We start from the raw sequence: 18,124 nt of genomic DNA, 5'->3' as shown, positions 1-18,124 counted from the left end.
GCACTGGAATGCAGGTCGGGGGCGAGCCTACGGTGAGAGCGCGCCCGAGCGCATCCGCTCGACGGCGCACCCTCCCACCACCGTCCAGCTCCCGGAGGAGCCGTGCCCCCGCATGCCCTGAAACGCTCCACCCTGCTCACGCTGTGCGCCTGCGTCCTGGTCGCGCAGAGCATGGTCGCCGCCGTCAACCTGCTGATCCCGCAGCTGAGTTCGTCCGCACTGCACCCCTCGCACACCGAGGTCCTGTGGACCGTCGACGCCTACGTCATCGTCTTCGCGGGCCTGCTCGTCCCGGCCGGCGCGCTCGGCGACCGGTACGGCCGCAAGGGGGCCCTGCTCGCCGGGCTCGCCCTGTTCGCGGCGGGCGCCGCCACCAGCGCGCTCGCCTCCGCAGCGCCGGTGCTGATAGCCGGCCGGGGCCTGTCCGGCGCCGGAGCCGCCCTGATCACCCCGGCCACCCTCTCCCTGCTCATGCGGCTGTCCGCGCCCGAGCACCGGGCCCGCGCGATGGGCGCCTGGACGCTGTCGATCGGTCTGGGCGGTGCGGCGGGCAACCTGGGCGGCGGCCTGGCCGGGCAGTTCCTCAGCTGGCGCGCCCTGTTCGCGGGGATGATCCCGCTGGCCGCCGTCCTCGCCGTGGCCGTCGCCCGCGCCGTTCCCCGCACCGAACGCACCGCCGGCAACCCCGACCCGCTCGGCACGCTGCTGCTCACCGCGGGCCTGGCCGCGGTGCTGTTCGGCATCATCGAGGGCCCGACGTACGGCTGGAGCTCCGCACGCATCGTCGGCGCCTTCGCCGCGGGCGCCCTGCTGATCGCCGGTTTCACCGGGCACGCCCTGCGCGCGTCCTCGCCGCTGTTCGACCCGCGCGTCTTCGGCTCCCCGCGTCTGAGGGCGGCCTCCCTCGGCACGGTCACCTGCTTCTTCGGCCTGTTCGCCCTGTTCTTCGTCAACTCGCAGTATCTGCAGGAGATCAAAGGCTTCGGAGTGGCGGTCACCGGGGTGGCGATCATGCCCTTGATCGTCGGGATGGCCGCGGCCCAGAAGCTGGCCACCCGCTGGGCCGGCCGCCCCCGCGCGGTCATCGGCGCCGGTCTCGCCCTGATCGGCCTGGGCCTGCTGGGCGCGTCCACCGCCGACGCGGGCACGCCCTACCCGGTGTTCGTCTGCTGGCTGCTGGTCATCTCGGCCGGCGCCGGACTGTCCATGCCGGCCCTGACGATCGGCGTGGTCACCTCGCTGCCGCCGCACCAGGCCGGCCTCGGCTCCGGCCTCGGCACGACGGCGAGGGAGACGGGCGCGGCCCTGGGCGTCGCCGTCACGGGCACGGTCCTGTCGGCCCACACCGACCTGCCGCACGGCATGGGGCCCGCGCTGCGGACGGTGGGCGCGGTGGTGCTGGCGGCCACGGCGCTGGTGGTGGCCGGGTACGGAAGGCGTCCCGCACAGACGCGGGGCACGGCGGAAGTGCCCCACCAGAGGGCCGCACACGACAACGCCCGGCACCCCCGGCGAGGGGATGCCGAGCGTCTGCCCGACCTGCGGAACTCTTAGATGCGGAACTCTTAGATGAGACCCAGCGAACGCACCGCCTCGCGCTCCTCCTCCAGTTCCTTCACCGACGCGTCGATGCGGGCACGGGAGAACTCGTTGACGTCCAGGCCCTGGACGATCTCGTACTTGCCGTCCTTGCAGGTGACCGGGAAGGAGGAGATCAGGCCCTCCGGAACGCCGTAGGAGCCGTCGGACGGGATGCCCATGGAAGTCCAGTCGCCCTCGACGGTGCCGTTGACCCAGGTGTACACGTGGTCGATCGCGGCGTTCGCGGCGGAGGCGGCCGACGACGCGCCGCGGGCCTCGATGATGGCCGCGCCGCGCTTGGCGACGGTCGGGATGAAGTCCTCGGCGAGCCACTTCTCGTCGTTCACGACCTCGGCGGCGTTCTTGCCGGCGACCGTGGCGTGGAAGATGTCCGGGTACTGGGTGGCGGAGTGGTTGCCCCAGATGGTCAGCCGCTTGATGTCGGCGACCGTCGAACCCGTCTTCTTCGCGAGCTGCGTGAGCGCGCGGTTGTGGTCCAGGCGGGTCATCGCGGTGAAGCGCTCGGCCGGTACGTCCGGGGCGGCGGCCTGCGCGATGAGCGCGTTGGTGTTGGCCGGGTTGCCGACGACGAGGACCTTGATGTCGTCCGCGGCGTGGTCGTTGATGGCCTTGCCCTGCGGCTTGAAGATGCCGCCGTTGGCCTCGAGGAGGTCACCGCGCTCCATGCCCTTGGTGCGGGGGCGGGCGCCGACCAGGAGGGCCACGTTGGCGCCGTCGAAGGCGACGTTCGGGTCGTCGGTGATGTCGATGCCCTGAAGCAGCGGGAAAGCGCAGTCGTCGAGCTCCATGGCCGTGCCCTCGGCGGCCTTCAGGGCCGGGGTGATCTCCAGCAGGCGCAGCTTGACCGGCACGTCCGCGCCGAGCAGCTGGCCGGAGGCGATGCGGAAGAGCAGGGCGTAACCGATCTGGCCGGCCGCGCCGGTGACGGTGACGTTCACGGGAGTGCGGGTCATGGCGTTCTCCGTATGACAGCTGGCGGTGGGGCGTCCCTGCCCCGGGCGGATGATCGATCTCTTGGCGTCAAGAGATCGATCCAGCGGTCAGGCTATCGCGCATCCGGCATGCGAGACGTCCGGGGCCGTGTGGATCACCCCACAAGTCGGACACGCACCGAAACCGACGGGCGGCCGCCCGTCCGGGAGAGGGGGAGAGGACGGAGACGGCCGCCAGGTGGGGGGTACCGGATGACCGGACTCCCGTGGGGGGTTAGAGGCCGCGTGCCCAGAATCCGCCCCGCCATGCACGTCCCACACGAAATTCACCCGGACGATCGCCAACGCCGGGCTTCCGCCGCACCCGGCACCGGTTCCGCGCGCCCGGCTCCTGCCTCCCGACCCTCGGCACCCGCGAGGCCCGGCCCGGCACTCGGCTCTTGGCACCGCTATGCGCCGCTCCCGGCTTCCGTCCCTTGGCACACTCCGCCCCCGGCCCGGCACCCGGGGCCAGCAGCGCCGGACACCCACCGCGCCCGCCGCGGCGCACCCGGCCGGTTTCCGGCACCAGCCACGCCCCGCCCCCGGCGCCCGACTCCCAACTCTCGGCACGCTCGGCCGGCACCCGGCACCCGGCCCCCGCAGCGCGCCCCGCACTCACCGCTTCCGGTACGGCCACTCCCGGTCCGGCACCTGGAACCCGGCGCGCGCCACTCCCCCGGCACCCGGCACCCGGCCGGCGCTACTTCGTGCAGCCCGTCCGGCCCGAGGCCAGCGTGGCGCAGGCCTTCGCCTCCGCCGCGTTCTTCACGGCGACCATCGGGGTGTACGCGATGGTGTCGCCGGCCCCGGAGGTCTGTCCGCTCTGCCGTGCCTTCCCGGCCACGACCTGCACCTGGTCGCCCGCGGCGGCTCCGGTGATCCGGCCCCAGGCGGTGCCGCAGGCCTTGCTGTAGCGGACCTCCAGGGTGGTGGTGCCGAGAACGGCGGTCTTTGCGGTGGTCACCAGTTCGCCGCTGCACCCCATGGCCTCGGCGTCCTTGCCGTCGCAGGCGGCGCCGGTGCACCGGACGCCGGGCGGCGGGCTCGTGTGCGTGGCGGCGGCTGTCGGGGCCGGCGACTTGGCGGCGCTCCCGTGCTTCGTGCCGCCCCGGTCGGTGAGGAAGAAGACGGCGCCGATGACGACGGCGACACCGACCAGCCCGGCGAGGAACATGATCACCCGCTGCCGTACGGCGTTCCCCGGGGCCGGGGGGCCTCCGGCGGCGCCGGGCGCCTCGGTCCCGCCGTCGTACGGCGTCGAGACGGTCGGGGTCCGGCCCGGACCGCCGGACGGCACACCGTTCACGGTGACGGCGCCGGCCCCCGCACCCCCAGCCGCGTCGGCGCCCGATCGGCCGCTCGCCGTGGACGGCCCCCGATACCCGGCCAGCCCCCAGGAGTTGCCCTCTGAGTCGGAAACCTCACCAGCCCCACGCCCCGAGCCCTCGGCCGACCCGCGCCCGGAGCCCTCGCTCGCCTTGCACCCCGAACCGAACCCGTCACCCCGCCCCGAGCCATAGCCCTCGCCACGTCCGGACCCGTCAGCCGTGCCCCGGGCCGCCCCGGCGTCCGCGGGCCACCCCGGGCCGGTGCTCGCGCCCTGGCCGCCCGGACCCGAGTCGGTGCTCGCGCCCTGGCCGCCCGCCCCCGAGTCCGTGCTCGCGCCCTGGCCGCCCGGCCTCGTGCGGTCGCGCGCCCCCGGGTCCCGGGCATCGGCGTCGGGGGCCGTCGGCTGGGTGGGGATGGTCGGGGAGATGCCGGACGGGCCGGCGACGCCCGGGAACGGGCCGGCGCCGTCGGGCCTGCGGCCGGAGGGGCCGCCGGTCGCCTCCGCCGCGCCGAACTCCCCGAGCGCGGCGCGCGCCTGGGCGATGCGGATGGCCTCCATCGTGCGGTCGTGCCGCATCTCGGCCCGGCTCCAGGCGCGTTCGGCCAGCTCCCACATCGTCGTCAGATGCACGGGACTGGCGCCGGTGACCTCGGCGAGCGCCACGACCGCGCCCTTGGGCGCGAGGAGCCGGCCGCCCAGGTAACGCTCCCAGGACGTCTTGCTGTAGCCCGTGCGGTCGGCCAGTGCCGCGACGCTCAGCCCGCCGCGGTCCACGAGCCGCCGCATCTGGCTGGTGAACTCCCTGATCTGCGGATCCAGTTCCTCGGGCAGGTCTTTCCAACGAGGCATCGCTTCCCCCCTGCTCTCCCCCCGGCTTTCCCCGTCCTGGCTACCCACAAGGATGCACCGCCCAAGGAACCCAGTTCCCCGGACGGGGGCGCGCGGGTGCACGGACGGAGCGCGCGGACACCGTAGCGGAACGGTCACTTCCGTGCCACAGCGCCAGGACAGGCGTTGAACAGGCGGTTCCTGGGCGGAAGGCTGTCTCCCGGCGGCGGTTCGCCCTTCCTCGGGGGAGAGGGCGAGCCGCCGCGTCAGCCGCCCGGGGTCACCAGTCCCGTCTCGTAGGCCAGCACGACCGCCTGGGCCCGGCTGCCCAGGTCGAGCTTGCTCATCGTGCGGTTGAGGTGGGTCTTGACGGTGGCCTCGCTGATGAAGAGGCGGTCGGCGATCTCCACGTTGGACAGCCCGCGCGCGGTGAGCTGGAGGACCTCCCGCTCGCGGGAGGTGAGCACGTCCAGGTCGGGCGAGGTGACGGCGGCCCGGTCCGGGGCCTGCTGCCGGGCGAAGGCCTCCACCAGGCGCCGGGTGACGCTGGGCGCGAACAGCGCGTCGCCGCCGTCGACCGCGGTGATCGCGGCGAGCAGCCGCTCGGGCCCGGAGTCCTTCAGCAGGAACCCGGAGGCACCGGCGCGCAGTGCCCCGTACACGTACTCGTCGAGGTCGAAGGTGGTCAGCACCAGCACCCGGGGCGGGCGGCCGTCGGCGTCGGCGAGGATCCGCTCGGTGGCCTCGATGCCGTTGGTGCCGGGCATCCGGATGTCCATGAGGACCACGTCGGGGCGGGTCTCGGCGGCCAGCCGCACGGCCTCCGCGCCGTCGGCTGCCTCGCCGGCCACCTCGAAACCGGGCGCGGCCTCCAGCAGGCCCACGAGGCCGGCGCGGATGAGGAACTGGTCGTCCACGACGAGCACTCTGATCATGCCGTACGGTCGTCCCCTCGCCGTGCGCCGTCCCGTTGCCGGCGCCGTCCCTACCGCTCCGCCTCCGCCGCGCCGGTGCCGCCGCGCTCGGCGGCCGAGGTGGGCAGGGTGAGACGGACCTCGTAGCCGCCCTCGGAGCGCGGGCCGGCCGTGATCGTCCCCCCGTAGAGCTTGGCCCGCTCACGCATGCCGATCAAGCCGTGCCCGCCGCCGGCGGGCACTCTGGCCGGATCCGCCCCCTGCCCGTCGTCGGTGATCCGGACGGTCAGCTCGTGGGCACCGTACCGGAGTTCCACGCGCGCGTGCGCCGGGCCCGCGTGTTTCAGGGCGTTGGTGAGGGCCTCCTGGACGACCCGGTAGGCGCACAGCTCGACGCCGGGCGGCAGCGGGCGCTCGGCGCCGGTCACGGCGAGGTCCACGGGCAGTCCGCCGGCCCGTACCCGGGCGGCGAGTTCGCCGAGCCGGGCCAGCGTGGGCATGGGGGCACGCTCGGGCGCCTCGGGGTCCTCCTCGCGCAGCACCTGCAGCATGCGGCGCAGCTCCTCCAGGGCCTCGCCGCTGGTGTCGGCGATGGTGCCGAGCGCACCGCGGGCCCGGTCGGGGTGGGAGTCGAACACGAAGCGGGCGAGCCCGGCCTGCACCGAGATGACGGACATGTGGTGGGCGACCACGTCGTGCAGTTCGCGGGCGATGCGGCCGCGCTCCTCGGCGACCGCGCGCCGGGCCCGCTCGGCCTGCTCGGCGCGCAGCCGCCGGGTGAGCTCTGCGGAGCGGCGGGCCAGGTGCCCGAACCAGACGAGCACCGAGCAGTACAGCAGCGCCTGCCCGAGCACGGACGCCATGGACGGGGTGTCGCTGACCACCCCGGCGTACACCCACACCGCGGCCATGCAGGCCGCGCAGACCAGGGCGGTGCGCACGGGCCGTACGGAGGCCACGGTGTAGAGGGCGAGCATGGAGCCGAAGGTGCACACCACCGGCCAGTAGCCGAGGGTGACGTAGGCGGTCAGGGCGGTCTGGACGGCGGCGAAGACGGCGAGCGGCCGGCGGCCGCGCAGCGCGACCGGCAGATGGGAGAGGGCGACCAGGACGTAGGCACGGGCGTCGAGTTCCGGCCAGCCCTGCGACCGGGACTCCTGCCCGAGCAGGACCGCGACCACGGTCATGGCGACCGCGATCAGCGTGTCCACCAGGATCGGGCGGAGGGTCGTCGGTCGCACCGCCGCAGGGTAACGCCCGAGGCCACAGGCGGGAGTCAACCCCGTGCGGTACCGCGGAAGTTGCAGGAACCGGCGGACTACGACCCCGGGTGGTACGGCGGTTCAGACCGCCGGTGGAGGCGCCGGCGGGGCGGTCGGCCGTACCGTCGGCGGCAGCGGGGGTACGGGGGTGCACCGGTGGCCCGCGTCCCTGGGGGAGGCGCGGGCCACCGGTGCGAGCGTGCGCTATCTGCTGTTGCTGAGCGTGACGTGCAGGAGATCCTTCAGGAACGGGATCTGCAGCCACGGGTTCGGCTGGGCCATCATCGCGAGCAGGACGATCGCGAGGCCGAGGATGCCGTAGGTGGCGATGTCCGTGAACCGGGAGCGGACCGCGAGCATGCCGACGCTCGGCAGCGTCCAGCGCATCACGGCCCCGGCCAGCAGGGCGGCGCCCGCCAGCAGGGTGCCGGCGCGGAACAGGTCGAGGGCGGTCAGCAGCAGGCCGGCCGCCACCCCGATGAGCACGACCAGCAGGGGCCACTGCCGCGCCGGGGCCGGGGCGTCACCGGAGGCGGCCCGGCCGCCGCCCTCCGGCCGCGCGGTGTCCCTGGTGATCCGCGGAAAGCGGCGGCTGGTCCGCTCCGGCCGCTCCTCTGCGCCGTGCGTACCGCGGGTGAACGCCCCCGCCCGGGCGCCCTCAGCCGGCACTGCGCTCCGCCGCCTCGACCACGTTGACCAGCAGCTGCGCCCGGGTCATCGGGCCCACGCCGCCGGGGTTCGGGGAGATCCAGCCGGCCACCTCGGCGACGTCCGGGTGGACGTCGCCGACGATCTTGCCCTCGGCGTTGCGGGAGACGCCGACGTCCAGGACGGCGGCGCCCGGCTTGACGTCCTCGGCGCGGATCAGGTGCGGGGAGCCGGCCGCCGCGATGATGATGTCGGCCCGCTTCAGGTGCGCGGACAGGTCCCGGGTGCCGGTGTGGCACTGGGTGACGGTGGCGTTCTCGCTGCGCCGGGTGAGCAGCAGCGGCATCGGACGGCCGATGGTCACGCCGCGGCCGACCACGACGACCTCGGCGCCCTTGATCTCCACGCCGTGGGCGCGCAGCAGGGAGAGGATGCCGTTCGGGGTGCAGGGCAGCGGCGCGGGCTCGTTCAGCACGAGCCGGCCGAGGTTCATCGGGTGCAGGCCGTCGGCGTCCTTGGCCGGGTCCATCAGCTCCAGGATGCGGTTCTCGTCGATGCCCCTGGGCAGCGGCAGCTGGACGATGTAGCCGGTGCAGGCCGGGTCCTCGTTCAGCTCCCGGACGACCGCCTCGATCTCCTCCTGGGTGGCGGTGGCGGGCAGCTCGCGCTGGATGGAGGCGATGCCGACCTGCGCGCAGTCGCGGTGCTTGCCGGCGACGTACTTCTGGCTGCCGGGGTCGTCCCCGACAAGGATCGTGCCGAGGCCGGGCGTGACGCCCTTCTCCTTCAGCGCCGCCACGCGGGCGGTCAGATCGGACTTGATCGCGGCTGCGGTGGCCTTGCCATCGAGAATCTGGGCGGTCATACCCCCATCCTCGCGGATGACCGCCTCACGGTTCCAATCCGGGTGGCCCGACGCCCTCCCGGCACCCCGCCGCGTGATCAAGGATGTTGCACTTGCACAACAGCTCACGCCGTCAACTGGACAAGATTCGGCCTTTGCCGTGACGATGAGCGGCGCAGTACCGCGGTCTGGTTGGGGGGCAAACCGCTCAGATCCTGATGTTCCTCCGCTCCTTCCGCGTCGTCCCCGCAGAGCAACGGAGGAAACACGCCATGAGTTTCGGCTCACCCAACCCCTACGGCCAGCCCCAGGAGCCCCAGCAGCCCTACGGCTACCCGCAGCAGGGCCAGCCCGGCTACGGCGCCCCGCAGGCGCCCGGCGTGCCGCCGCAGCAGGGCTACGGCTACCCGCAGGCGCCGCAGGCCGGCTACCCCGGCTTCCCGCAGCAGGCCGGATACCCCGGTCACCCCGGTTACGGCATGCAGCCGACGTACGCGAACTGGGGGCAGCGCTTCCTCAGCAGGCTGCTCGACACCCTCGTGTTCGCGGTGCCGTACGTCGTGATCATCCTCGGTGCCAAGGCCACGCCGATCCTGTCGATCGTCGGCTTCCTGGGCCTGATCGCCGTGTTCGTCTACCAGGTGGTCCAGGAGGGCAAGACCGGCCAGACCATCGGCAAGAAGGCCATCGGCACCCGCACGCTCAAGGAGGACACCGGTCAGCCGCTCGGCGCCGGCATGGCGTTCGTGCGGCAGCTGGCCCACATCCTGGACGGCCTGCCCTGCTACCTGGGCTACCTGTGGCCGGCGTGGGACGCCAAGCGGCAGACGTTCGCCGACAAGGTGTGCGGCTCGATCGTCGTCAAGGACCAGTGAGCCCACGCGCGACGGCACAGTTCGCGCCATTTCACCACCGAGGGCCGTGTCTCACCCGTCCAGGGGAGGCACGGCCCCGGTGTGTCCCCCTAACCTGACTGCGGTGGCCGTTTGGGCCGGCCCGGGGGGCCGTCAGGGACGGGGAGTGGCACCTTGTACAGCATCATCGTCGTACCTCCGCCGACCACGGGGGACCGACAGGACCGCACCGCCCAGATCCGGCTCGCCCCCGGTGAACGCCTCAGCTTCGGGCGGGCGCCGGAGAACGGTCTGACGATCCCGCACGACGGCGTCTCGCGCCGGGCCGGCGAACTGTGCGCGCAGGGCGCGTTCTGGATACTGAGCAACCTCTCCGCCCGGCAGACGTACGTCGTGGAGAACCCCGAGGGCGCCGGGGAGCACATCAAGGTCGGGCCCGGCCGGCTGGACGCGCCCGTCCCGTTCGAGTTCTCCCGGATCGTGCTGCCGGCCGCCGGGGACCTGCTGACCGTCGAGGTGTGGGCGCCGCGCCACGACTATCTGCGCGGGGGCGCCGGACCGGACGGCGACACCACCGCGCCCGCCTTCTCCGTCGACCGCACCAAGCGCTACTTCGCCGTCCTGGCCGCCCTGTGCGAGCCCCGGCTGCGCGGTGACCCGCACGCCCCGCTGCCCACCGTCGACCAGGTCGTCGACCGCCTGCGCCCCGCCTGGCCGGCCGCCTCGCGCGCCTCGGTGCAGTGGAACATCGACTATCTCGCGGTGAAGCTGCGGCTCAAGCCCGGCCCGGAGACCGCGGAGACCGGTCCGCGCCTCAACGGCAAGAAGGAGTCCCTGGTGTCCCTGGCGCTCCGCTTCGACCTCGTACGGGAGGACGACCTGGTCGTGCTGTCCGGGTCCGCGTCCGGGTCCGCGAGCCGGGCGGCCCGGTGACCGAGCCGTACGCCGTGCCGGTGCCCCGGGGCTACCGGGTCGGCGTGTGGGAGGTGCGCGAACCGATCGCGACCGGCGCCTTCGGCAGCGTGTACGCGGGCCGGCGCACCGAGGACTCCGGGGAGCTGCCGGCGACCGCCGCGCTGAAGTTCCTGCCCACCGGCACCGGCACCCCGCGCCAGCTGGCCCATCTGCGCGACCTCGTCGAGCGCGAGGTCGGCCTGCTGCGCCGGCTGAGCCGGCCGCGGCTGATCCGGATGTACGAGTCCCTCGTCGTCGACGACCCGGGCCGCCCCGAACTCGACGGCGCCACCGTGCTGGTGCTGGAGCGGGCCGGGAGTTCCCTGGCGGCGCTGCTCGCCGCCGCGCCCCGCCCCGAGGCCGGGCCCGCCCTGCTCGCCCAGATCGGCGAGGGGCTGGCCCAGCTGCACCGGGCGGGCTGGGTGCACGGGGACCTGAAACCGGCCAACGTGCTGCTGATGGCGGACGGTTCGGCCCGGCTCGCCGACTTCAACATGGCCGCCGAACTGGAGGGCACCCACGCCTACACGCCCGCCTTCTCCACCCCCGACTACACCCCGCCCGAGCTGCTCTGGTCGGAGATCGGCGAACGCGGCCGCCGCATCCGGCCGTCCGCCGACGTCTGGGCCTTCGGCGTGCTCGCCCATCTCGTCCTCACCGGCTCCTTCCCGCTGTCCGGCGCCACCCCGACCGCCCGCCGGGACGCGGCCGCCGCCTACGCGCGCGGCACGGACGAACTACGCCTGTCCCCCGAACTCCCGGACGTCTGGCGGGACATCGTGCGGGACTGCCTGGCCCGTACCCACGAGACGCGCATCGGCACCGAGGAGCTGCTGCGCCGGGTCCAGGCGGCCGCCGGCACGGGCCGCCCGCCCCGCCTGCCCCGGCTGTTCCCGAGGCGCGGACGCCGGCGGACGCTCGTCGCGGGCGCGGCGCTGACGCTCGCCGCCGTCGCGGCCCTCGGCTACGGCATCGGCGCGTGGCCCGACCCCGGCGGCACGGACGGCAAGGCCCTGGCCTCGTACGGCGCCTCCGAACTGCGCACCGACAAGGGCGTACCGGCCGCCTACCGCAAGCTCATCGTCGACGCCGCCCACGGCTGCTCCCAGCCCGAGGTCAGCCCCGCGCTCATCGCCGCGATGCTGAAGGCCGAGAGCAACTTCGACCCGGACCTCTCCGACCCCGAGAACCAGGAGTACGGCATCGCCCGCTGGACCCCGTCCGTGCTGCGCTGGTGGATCCAGGACAACGGCGTACCCGCGTCCGCTACCCCCACGCCGCCGCTGTCGCCCTCCGTCTCCATCCCGGCCATGGGCCGCTACCTGTGCTTCATGGACGCCCGGCTGAAACCCGGCCTGCCCGGCGACAAGCGGGTCCTGGTCGCCGCCGCCTACCGGACGTCGTACGCGAAGGTGAACGCCACGGGCGGCATCCCCCCGAAGTACCGCGCCTACTGCGCCCGTGTCGCCCACTACCTGAAGGAGTACACGCCGCCGGGCAGGAAGTGACCCTGAGACTTCCGAGGTACCGGCGCACGGGCACGGCTGGGACGGTGGGACCACTCCGCGGGGAACACCGGTAACGCCGGGCAGGCGACGGCGTCCCGGCGGGGCGACCGACACCTTCGTTCACATGGGGGAACACGTGAACATCGTCAAGCCCGCCGCGCTGCTCGTCGCGGCCACCGCCCTGCTCGCCGGCTCCACGGTCGCGGCGACCGCCGCCGTGCCGGACGGCACCCGGGTCACCGGCGTCCAGCAGGTCGCCGACCAGGTCCTCGCGGGCCACCCGAAGCCGCTCTCGGTCTCCGCCGGCCAGGTCCGCTACGACGGCCTCACCCTGACCAAGGCCCCGAAGCTGGCCGCCAAGAAGGACCTGGACTGCGCCTACGGCCACCTGTGCATGATCGTCCGGGGCACCAAGTTCGACTTCTACAAGTGCCAGACCTGGACCCTGTCCAACTGGACCGGCGACGGCCCCTACACCAACAACCAGACGCCGGGCACGGTCGCCCGCTTCTACAACCGCGACGGCAGCGTGCGCTGGACCTCGACGGCCTACGACGCGGGCACCGCGACGTGGGACCCGATCTGGTCGCTGCGCCCCTGCTGACCCGCACGGCTCGGCGGCCTCCGGCCCCCTCGGGGGAGGGCCGGAGGCCGCCGCCGCGCCGTGCGGGCGGTGCTCAGTGGAAGAAGTGGCGGGTGCCCGTGAAGTACATGGTGACGCCCGCCTTCCGGGCGGCCTCGACGACCTGCTCGTCACGGATCGAACCGCCCGGCTGGACGATCGCCCGGACGCCGGCGTCGATCAGGATCTGCGGGCCGTCCGGGAAGGGGAAGAAGGCGTCGGAGGCCGCGTAGGAGCCCCGGGCGCGCTCCTCGCCCGCCCGCTCGACGGCCAGCTTGCAGGAGTCGACGCGGTTGACCTGGCCCATGCCGACGCCGACCGAGGCGCCGTCCTTGGCGAGCAGGATGGCGTTGGACTTGACGGCCCGGCACGCCTTCCAGGCGAAGGCCAGCTCCTTCAGCTCGTCCTCGCTCAGCGCCTCGCCGCTGGCCAGCGTCCAGGCGGCCGGGTCGTCGCCGTCGGCCTGGAGGCGGTCGGTGACCTGCAGCAGCACCCCGCCGTCGACCTGCTTGGCCTCGACCCGGTTGCAGGGCGCGCCCGGCGCCCTCAGGACGCGGATGTTCTTCTTCTTGGTGAGGGCCTCCAGGGCCCCCTCCTCGTAGTCCGGGGCGACGATGACCTCGGTGAAGATCTCCGCGACCTGCTCGGCCATCTCCTTGCTGACCGGCCGGTTGACGGCGATGACACCGCCGTACGCGGAGACCGGGTCGCAGGCGTGCGCCTTGCGATGGGCCTCGGCGACGTCCGAACCGACCGCGATACCGCAGGGGTTGGCGTGCTTGATGATCGCGACGCAGGGCTCGTCGTGGTCGTACGCGGCACGGCGCGCGGCGTCCGTGTCCGTGTAGTTGTTGTACGACATCTCCTTGCCGTGCAGCTGCTCGGCCTCGGCGAGGCCGCCGGTGCCGTCCACGTACAGCGCGGCGCCCTGGTGCGGGTTCTCGCCGTAGCGCAGGGTGTTCTTGCGCTCGTAGGTGGCGCCCAGGAAGCCGGGGAAGCCCGACTCGTCGACGGGCGCGTAGGAGGAGGCGAACCAGGAGGCCACGGCCACGTCGTAGGCGGCGGTGTGCCGGAAGGCCTCGGCGGCCAGGCGCTTGCGGGCGGCGAGGTCGAACCCGCCGTCCTTCACGGCCGCGAGCACGTCGGCGTACCGCTCGGGGCTGGTGACCACGGCCACGGAGGGGTGGTTCTTGGCGGCGGCGCGGACCATCGACGGGCCGCCGATGTCGATCTGCTCCACGCACTCGTCGTCGCTCGCGCCGGAGGCGACGGTCTCGCGGAAGGGGTAGAGGTTGACGACGACGAGGTCGAACGGCTCCACGCCCAGCTCGGCGAGCTGCTCGCGGTGGCTGTCCAGGCGCAGGTCGGCGAGGATGCCGGCGTGCACCCTCGGGTGCAGGGTCTTCACCCGGCCGTCCAGGCACTCGGGGAAGCCGGTCAGCTCCTCGACCTTGGTGACGGGGACGCCGGCGGCGGCGATCCGGCCGGCCGTGGACCCGGTGGAGACCAGCTCCACGCCGGCCTCGTGCAGGCCGCGCGCGAGGTCTTCCAGCCCGGTCTTGTCGTAGACGCTGACGAGCGCCCGGCGAATCGGCCGCTTGTTGCTCTCGGCGGTGGCGGTCACTGGATAACTACCTTTCGTCCCTCAATGCGATAGCCGTTGCGGGCGAGCCGCCCCACGACCTCGACGAGCAGCCTTCGCTCGACTTCCTTGATGCGCTCGTGCAGCGCGCTCTCGTCGTCCTCGTCCCGGACCTCGACCACGCCCTGGGCGATGATCGGGCCGGTGTCGACGCCGTCGTCGACGAAGTGGACGGTGCAGCCGGTGACCTTGGCGCCGTACGCGAGCGCGTCGCGGACGCCGTGGGCGCCGGGAAAACTGGGGAGCAGGGCGGGGTGGGTGTTCACGAACCGCCCGCCGAAGCGCGCGAGGAACTCCTTGCCCACGATCTTCATGAACCCGGCCGAGACCACGAGGTCGGGTGCGTACCCGGCCACGGCCTCGGCGAGGGCGGCGTCCCACGCCTCCCTGCTGTCGTAGTCCTTGACCTTGCGGACGAAGGTCGGCAGCCCGGCCCGCTCGGCGCGGGCGAGCCCCTCGACGCCCTCTCGGTCGGCCCCTACGGCGACGATCCGGGCGCCGTACTGCTCGGCTCCGGTGCGCTCGATCTCGTCCAGGAGCGCCTGCAGGTTGGTGCCGGATCCGGAGACCAGCACGACGAGGCGCTTGACCGCTGGGCCAGCGGGGGTGGCGGCCACTGTGGGGCCCTTTCTCGGGTGGCGACGGTACCGGCCGGCGCCCGACTCCTCGCATTGTGCATTCATACGAATGCTTCGCGCCCCTCGATACAGGGAAGTCTACGAAGCGGCCGACCGTCAGCAACGATACCGGCACACGAGAAGACCCCCACGGGACGGGGGCGTGGCCGGAAGGTAGCGTTCGCAGGGAATCACGGAGGGCGGCCTCGGGAACGCGGTGGTGGTACGACACGTTGTCGGGGTGGGGCCCATAGAGGACTGCCGTGTTCACAGCCGTATTCGCCTAGGGGAAGACGCTCTTTTCATGCCCGATCGCAGCCTGCGACTCCGCACGTTCCCTCCGACTCCGTACCGGGGAGGCGAGCGCGGCTCCGCGCTGCTGCGAGAGCGCCCGGCGCCGCCGACGCAGGCGGGAGCGGGGGCACAGGGAGGCGCCGGCCAGGGCGGTGGTCCGGGTGCCGGGCAGGGTGGACACGGGAGTCCCAGCGGGCATGGGGGTTCCGGTGGGCATGGGGGGCCTGGTGGTCCCGGCGGGCACGGTGGGGCCGGCGGGCGTCCGGGTTCTGGTGGCGGCTTCGGTGGGCCGGGCGGGTCCGGCGGGCCCGGTGGATCTCAGGACGACAACCCCTTCGCGCCGCCGCCCGAGGGCACCCCGGACCAGCCGTGGCGGCCCCGCCACCCCGAGGGGCCGCAGGGCTCCGGCCAGGGACACGGCGGCTCCGCGTGGGGCAGCCAGTGGAGCGACCGCCAGCCCGGCCGCTCCCCCGGCGGCTTCGGTGAGCGGCCGGGTGGCCTCGGCGAGCGGCCCGGCGGCGGTCCGCAGGGCGGCCCCGGCGGACCGGCCGGCTCCGGCATGCGCTGGGACCCGACCGACCCCGCGCAGCGCCGCGCGCGCTACGCACTGCTTTCCGGCATGTGGGCCGTCTTCTTCGCCCTGTTCAGCTGGCCGTACGTGGCCCTGCTGCTGGGCGCGCTGGCCGTGTACTGGGGCGCCAGCGCCCTGCGCGCCAAGCCGCGCCGGTCCGACCCGGACGCCCCGTCACCGGCGCCGGGGGCGACCCCGGCCCGGCCTCAGGTGACGGCGGCGGTCGGCGGGCTGGTCACCGCGGGTCTGGCCCTGGTCCTGGTGGCGTCGACCTTCACGGTCCAGTTCGTCTACCGCGACTACTACACCTGCGTGAACGACGCCCTCACCCACGAGGCCAAACAGTCCTGCGACCGGCTGCTGCCGCAGGAGCTGCGCGGAGTCCTGGGAACCGGGAACAGCTGAGGCCCGCGGGGCGCGGGGCCGCGCGTCGGTGCCGTGAGGTGCGCGTGGCCGTGAGGTGCTGGCAGGGAGCGCGCGCCCCGGGGCGCCACCGGGCCGCTCGTCGGTGCCGTGAGGTGCGGGTAGGGGGCGCGTGGCGGGGTGGTCGCACCCGTGCCGGCGCCCGAGGTCTTGCGGCTGGTCAGCCGGCCGTGTCAGGAGGTTCCGGGGCGCCCGGCGAGGGCTCGGTGACGTCGGGGCCTGCCCAGGGGGCCGGCGGCTCGGGTGGGGCCGCGGCCTCCCGCAGGGCCGCCCAGCGCGAGGCGCGGGCCAGGTCGTCGTGCCAGTCCGAGGGGAATGCGTCGTCGGCCGGGAGGGCGTCGTACGACTCGTCGTCCTCGGTCATGGTCTGCGGCCGGGCGGTGGAGACGCTGCCCGTGTCCGCTTCCTTGCCGCCGCCCGTCCGCGTGCCCTTACCCTGTGTGCCGCTGTCCGCGTGGGTGCCCTTGGGCTTGCCGCTGCCGGTGGCCGCCCGGCCCGCCTCCCCGGCCTCGCCCGGGCCCGCCGGCCCGGTGTCGCGCCCGGGCTCGGCAGCGCTCCCCGGCTCGGCCCCGTTCTCCGCCGTCGCCGCGTCGTCCGCCGTCGCCGGTTCCTCGGCCGGCACGGCGTCCTTGGACTTCACCGCGTCCTCGCCCTTCGCCGGGTCCTTGGACTTCCCCGCGTCCCTGGCCTTCGCCGCGTCAACGGCCTTCGCCGCATCACCGGTCTTCGCCGCATCACCGGTCTTCCCGTAGCCCTTCGGGTTCCGGGCGCTCGCCGCCGTCCCCGTCCGCGCCCCCTGCGTGGGGACGTCGTCCCCACTCGGTTTCCGCAGCCTCCACAGGCGCCACAGCCGTACGGTCAGCGCCACCGGCATCCCGGACAGTGCCGTCCAGGCCCCCACCGCTCCCCCGGCCTGCCACCACACCGGCCCGAAGCGGGCCAGCGCCGAGACGCCCAGTGGGCCGCCGGCCATGCAGGCGAGCAGGGCGAGGGTCGCGGCGCAGAGCGTGGCCGTGAGCAGCATGACCCCGGCGGTGCGGGCGACGGACCAGCGGGCCGGCGCCGCCGCGCCCGGCGCCGGCCGCTTCACCGCGCCCCGCGCCACGAACCACCCCGCCGTCACCCCGGCCGCCACCGGCACCAGCCCCGCCGCCCAGTTCAGCGGTGTCCCGGCGCCGGCGTCCGGCACCGCCGCCAGCAGCGGGAACGGCGGCAGCAGCGGAGCCGGATCGGAGGCGAACGGGTCCACCGGGTGTGCCGCGCCGAGGAAGAAGCCGGGGCCCAGCCCGTAGGACGCCGCCCAGACCGCCGCGTTGGGGATCAGCGCGACGCCGAGCAGCAGGACGGCGAACCGTCCGGTCCACCCCTCCGTCAGCTGGAGGAAGGACGCCCGCGCCGCGCCGCCGTGCCACACCAGCGACACCCCGAGCAGCAGCGCCCCGCCGCCGAGGAGCACCGCGCCGGCGGCGCCGGTGGCCCGTACGGCCGTACCGAGCCGGGCCCGTTCGTCCCCGCCGAACACCAGCCGCCGCACCGACCCCGGCAGCACCGCCAGCGCGCCGAGCACCGGCTCGCGCGGACAGCCGTACGCCGCCCACACCCCGGCCGCCGCCGCGCCGGTCGCGACCAGGGGCAGACAGGCTGTCACCCAGAGCCACTGGGGCCGCAGTTCGCCGCCCGAGCAGTACAGCGCGATCGCGCAGCCGACGCCGAGGTAGCCGAGGACGACGCCCGTGCACGCCGTCCGCGCCGGCACCGGCGGCGGGCCGTCGGCGTCCTCGGGCGCGTCCACCGCGACCCGGGCCGCCCGGTACACCAGCCACACGGGCAGCAGCATCAGCAGCAGCGGGGTCACCCCGACCGGCATGGGGGTGCCGGAGAGCGTGTCGGTGCGCAGGAGTTCGACGCCGTGGGCCAGCAGCCACAGGGCGGCGGCGATGTGCAGCGCGCCGCTGGGTCCGCTGTCGGGATATGGCGAGCTGACCCACAGCACCATCACCAGCACGGCGAACGAGCCGAACCCGAGCCCGGCCGCGACGGCACCGCCCAGCAGGCTCGCGGCCAGCCCGGGCTCGCGGTCCCGCATGCGGGTCAGCAGAGGTGACAGCGACGGTCGGCCAGCGGTCTTCAGGATCACGCACGCCATGGTCCCAATGACACGCGATATCCCGTGGTAACAGGCGAACTTCCGAAGTGTCGCTCAATATACGTTCATGTTCCATTTGACACGGAAGGGT

At 74.1% G+C, this 18,124-nt stretch carries 15 protein-coding genes; 6 read left to right on the top strand and 9 right to left on the bottom strand.

Features of this window, described 5'->3' with window-relative positions; translation table 11 throughout:
* The first annotated feature begins 102 nt into the window (after window positions 1-102).
* A complete protein-coding gene (locus ACGFZN_RS28900; protein WP_393861395.1) occupies window positions 103-1,554 on the top strand; it encodes an MFS transporter in 1,452 nt (483 codons plus the stop codon).
* 11 nt (window positions 1,555-1,565) lie between these two features.
* Here the strand turns inward: ACGFZN_RS28900 and ACGFZN_RS28895 are convergent, their stop codons facing one another.
* The 6 genes from ACGFZN_RS28895 to ACGFZN_RS28870 form a co-directional block, all read right to left on the bottom strand.
* Window positions 1,566-2,555: a malate dehydrogenase gene (locus tag ACGFZN_RS28895; RefSeq protein ID WP_393861394.1), complete on the bottom strand. Its 990-nt coding sequence runs from the start codon at window positions 2,553-2,555 to the stop codon at window positions 1,566-1,568.
* 721 nt (window positions 2,556-3,276) lie between these two features.
* Window positions 3,277-4,755, bottom strand: coding sequence for a DUF2690 domain-containing protein (locus tag ACGFZN_RS28890; protein ID WP_393861393.1), 1,479 nt, complete (start codon window positions 4,753-4,755; stop codon window positions 3,277-3,279).
* 245 nt (window positions 4,756-5,000) lie between these two features.
* Window positions 5,001-5,669 carry a response regulator gene (locus ACGFZN_RS28885; RefSeq protein WP_393861392.1) on the bottom strand — a complete coding sequence of 223 codons (669 nt, stop codon included), beginning with the start codon at window positions 5,667-5,669 and terminating at the stop codon, window positions 5,001-5,003.
* A gap of 50 nt (window positions 5,670-5,719) precedes the next feature.
* A complete protein-coding gene (locus ACGFZN_RS28880) occupies window positions 5,720-6,835 on the bottom strand; it encodes a sensor histidine kinase (protein ID WP_393861450.1) in 1,116 nt (371 codons plus the stop codon).
* 279 nt (window positions 6,836-7,114) lie between these two features.
* On the bottom strand, window positions 7,115-7,579 hold the full coding sequence (locus tag ACGFZN_RS28875) for a DUF3017 domain-containing protein (protein ID WP_393861391.1): 465 nt from the start codon (window positions 7,577-7,579) through the stop codon (window positions 7,115-7,117).
* Window positions 7,569-8,423, bottom strand: a complete 855-nt coding sequence (locus ACGFZN_RS28870) for a bifunctional methylenetetrahydrofolate dehydrogenase/methenyltetrahydrofolate cyclohydrolase (protein ID WP_393861390.1) — start codon at window positions 8,421-8,423, stop codon at window positions 7,569-7,571. The genes ACGFZN_RS28875 and ACGFZN_RS28870 overlap by 11 nt, the downstream gene beginning before the upstream one ends.
* A gap of 251 nt (window positions 8,424-8,674) precedes the next feature.
* On the opposite strand from ACGFZN_RS28870, the gene ACGFZN_RS28865 reads away from it, so the two are divergent.
* The 4 genes from ACGFZN_RS28865 (at window position 8,675) to ACGFZN_RS28850 (ending at window position 12,322) form a co-directional block, all read left to right on the top strand.
* Complete coding sequence (locus ACGFZN_RS28865; RefSeq protein WP_393861389.1) at window positions 8,675-9,277, top strand: RDD family protein; 603 nt, start codon at window positions 8,675-8,677, stop codon at window positions 9,275-9,277.
* A 153-nt stretch (window positions 9,278-9,430) separates the two neighbouring features.
* Window positions 9,431-10,189, top strand: a complete 759-nt coding sequence (locus ACGFZN_RS28860; protein WP_393861388.1) for an FHA domain-containing protein — start codon at window positions 9,431-9,433, stop codon at window positions 10,187-10,189.
* Complete coding sequence (locus tag ACGFZN_RS28855; protein ID WP_393861387.1) at window positions 10,186-11,718, top strand: protein kinase; 1,533 nt, start codon at window positions 10,186-10,188, stop codon at window positions 11,716-11,718. Before ACGFZN_RS28860 ends, ACGFZN_RS28855 begins: the two co-directional genes overlap by 4 nt.
* A gap of 124 nt (window positions 11,719-11,842) precedes the next feature.
* Complete coding sequence (locus ACGFZN_RS28850) at window positions 11,843-12,322, top strand: hypothetical protein (RefSeq protein ID WP_393861386.1); 480 nt, start codon at window positions 11,843-11,845, stop codon at window positions 12,320-12,322.
* 73 nt (window positions 12,323-12,395) lie between these two features.
* Here ACGFZN_RS28850 and purH read toward each other — a convergent pair whose 3' ends face one another.
* Window positions 12,396-13,964, bottom strand: a complete 1,569-nt coding sequence (purH, locus tag ACGFZN_RS28845; RefSeq protein WP_393861385.1) for a bifunctional phosphoribosylaminoimidazolecarboxamide formyltransferase/IMP cyclohydrolase — start codon at window positions 13,962-13,964, stop codon at window positions 12,396-12,398.
* Window positions 13,961-14,599 (bottom strand): phosphoribosylglycinamide formyltransferase, encoded by a 639-nt coding sequence (gene purN, locus ACGFZN_RS28840; protein ID WP_393861384.1) that lies wholly within the window; start codon window positions 14,597-14,599, stop codon window positions 13,961-13,963. Before purN ends, purH begins: the two co-directional genes overlap by 4 nt.
* 304 nt (window positions 14,600-14,903) lie before the next feature.
* Between purN and ACGFZN_RS28835 the strand changes: the two genes are divergently transcribed.
* A complete protein-coding gene (locus ACGFZN_RS28835) occupies window positions 14,904-15,869 on the top strand; it encodes a hypothetical protein (RefSeq protein WP_393861383.1) in 966 nt (321 codons plus the stop codon).
* 178 nt (window positions 15,870-16,047) lie between these two features.
* On the opposite strand, the gene ACGFZN_RS28830 is transcribed toward ACGFZN_RS28835, so the two are convergent.
* The gene (locus tag ACGFZN_RS28830) at window positions 16,048-18,033 is read right to left on the bottom strand and encodes a DUF6350 family protein (protein WP_393861382.1); all 1,986 of its coding nucleotides are present in this window, start codon (window positions 18,031-18,033) and stop codon (window positions 16,048-16,050) included.
* Window positions 18,034-18,124: the final 91 nt, after the last annotated feature.

Origin of the sequence: Streptomyces sp. NPDC048192 (genome assembly GCF_043202415.1) — a bacterium.
Taxonomy (GTDB): domain Bacteria; phylum Actinomycetota; class Actinomycetes; order Streptomycetales; family Streptomycetaceae; genus Streptomyces.
This window is presented reverse-complemented; position numbering and strand designations above follow the sequence as displayed.